The following is a 2,072-nucleotide window of genomic DNA, read 5'->3' as shown; positions in this document are numbered from 1 at the left end:
CCGAGCAGCGCATCACGATCAGCGAGAGCTCCAATCTGGACACCGGCGAGATCGACCGGATGATCGCCGACGCCGAGCGGCACCGCGCCGACGACGCGGCTCTCCGCGAGGCGATCGACGCCCGCAACGAGCTCGATTCGATCGCCTACCAGGTGGAGCGGCGCCTGTCCGAGCTCGGGGACACCGTCCCGGTGCACGAGAAGGCCCGGGCGGAACAACTGATCACCGACGCCCGTCAGGCCATCAAGGAGGAGGCGCCCGTCGACAGGCTGCGCGGTCTGGCGGGCGAGTTGCAGCAGGTCTTCCACGCGCTGGACGCCGGAGCCCGGCCGCGACCGCCCGGGCAGCAGCCGGCGCAGCCCGGCGCAGGCGGGCCGGACGACGACGTGATCGACGCCGAGTTCACCAGTCCGGAGTGACATGACCGACAAGGACAGGAACCCGCGCACTCCGGCGGCCGAGGCCGCGGAGGCGGGACCGGCCTCTGAGCGGCCGGCCGTACCCGGGAGGCCGCAGGGTGCGCCTGGGACGACCCGCGAAACCGGTGCGACGGCGGCCGAACCCGAGCCGCAGGCGAGGGGGCCGGGGGGGACCCGCGCGAGCACCGAGACGAGCGCCGAGACGGCTGCCGGCACGGACGCCCGGCAGGAGGAGCTGCACGATCGATGGCTGCGTGCGGTCGCGGAGCTCGACAACCTCCGTAAGCGGACGGCCAGGGACATCGCCAGGCAGCGGCTCGACGAGCGGGCGAGGGTCGCCGCGGAGTGGCTGCCGGTCGTCGACAACCTCGAACTGGCGCTGCGGCACGCGGACGCCGACGCTGATCCCGGCGCGGTCATCGAAGGCGTCCGCGCCGTCCGCGACCAGGCGGTGGCCGTGCTCGCCCGGCTGGGCTTCCCACGCGTGGAGGATCTCGGGACGCGGTTCGACCCCGCCAGGCACGAGGCCGTGAGCACGGTGGAGGACCCGGATGCCGAGCCGGGCACGGTCGTCGCCGTCGTACGGCCCGGCTACGGCGACGGTCCCGACCAGCTGCGCCCCGCGTCGGTCGTCGTGTCCACCAAGGCGGAGGACTGATGGCGGACCGCGACTTCTACGAGATCCTCGGGGTGCCGCGAACGGCCGGCCGCGAGGAGATCCAGCGGGCCTACCGCAAGCTCGCGCGCTCCCACCATCCCGACGTCAACAAGGACCCCGGGGCCGAGGACCGCTTCAAGGAGGTGTCGGAGGCCTACGAGGTGCTGTCCGATCCTGAGACTCGGCGGCGCTACGACGCGTTCGGCCGGGACTTCCGGCAGGTGCCCGAGGGAGTGGACCCGGCGGCGTACGCCCGGGCCGGCGCGGGCCCGGGAGGCCGGGCCGGGTGGGCGCGCGGCCCGGCAGGGCAGGAGGTCCGGTTCGAGACCGGAGAGGGCATCGACTTCGAGGAGCTGTTCGGCGGCATGTTCGGGGGGCGCGGGGGCCGCGCGGGCCGCGGCTGGGGTCCGATGCCCGGAGCCGACCAGGAGGCCGAGCTGCCGCTGACGGTCGAGGAGGCCTACCGCGGCGGCCGCCGCACGATCACCCTTCCCGGCCGCGGACGGTCCCGGACGCTGGAGGTCACGATCCCCGCGGGCGTCCGCAACGGGCAGCGGATCCGGCTCGCGGGTCAGGGGGGCGAGGGCGTCGGCGGCGCGAAGCGGGGCGACCTCTACCTGATCGCGCGAATCACCGATCATCCCCGCTACCGCGTCGAGGGCCGGGACATCCATGTCCAGCTCCCCCTCACCCCTTCGGAGGCCGCGCTGGGCGCGACCGTGGCGGTCGAGACCCCGGGCGGGGAGGCGAAGGTCAAGGTTCCGCCCGGTTCCTCCTCCGGGCGCCGTCTGCGCCTGCGCGGGCAGGGCATGCCCAACCCCCGCGGCGACCCCGGGGACCTGTTCGCCGAGGTCCGGATCATGGTTCCTCGCACGCTGAGCGCCGAGGAGCGCCGCCTCTATGAGCAACTGGCCGACGTCTCCGGCTTCAACCCGCGCTCCGAATCGGGAGGGAGGACCCGGCCATGACCCATCCCCTCGTACGGATCCCGCTTC

At 74.2% G+C, this 2,072-nt stretch carries 3 protein-coding genes; all 3 read left to right on the top strand.

All coding sequences use genetic code 11. The annotated features are described in order from the left end of the window. The coding region (locus Pmi06nite_RS41355) for an Hsp70 family protein (protein WP_203958728.1) at positions 1-419 on the top strand (419 nt) is incomplete at its 5' end. Position 420: 1 nt separating this feature from the next. After that, complete coding sequence (locus Pmi06nite_RS41350; RefSeq protein ID WP_203958727.1) at positions 421-1,077, top strand: nucleotide exchange factor GrpE; 657 nt, start codon at positions 421-423, stop codon at positions 1,075-1,077. Then, positions 1,077-2,045 carry a DnaJ C-terminal domain-containing protein gene (locus Pmi06nite_RS42845; protein ID WP_203958726.1) on the top strand — a complete coding sequence of 323 codons (969 nt, stop codon included), beginning with the start codon at positions 1,077-1,079 and terminating at the stop codon, positions 2,043-2,045. Before Pmi06nite_RS41350 ends, Pmi06nite_RS42845 begins: the two co-directional genes overlap by 1 nt. Positions 2,046-2,072: the final 27 nt, after the last annotated feature.

It is taken from the genome of Planotetraspora mira (assembly GCF_016863275.1).
Lineage (GTDB): Bacteria > Actinomycetota > Actinomycetes > Streptosporangiales > Streptosporangiaceae > Planotetraspora > Planotetraspora mira.
Note: the sequence above shows the minus strand (reverse complement) of the source record. Positions and strands in the feature narration are given on the sequence as shown.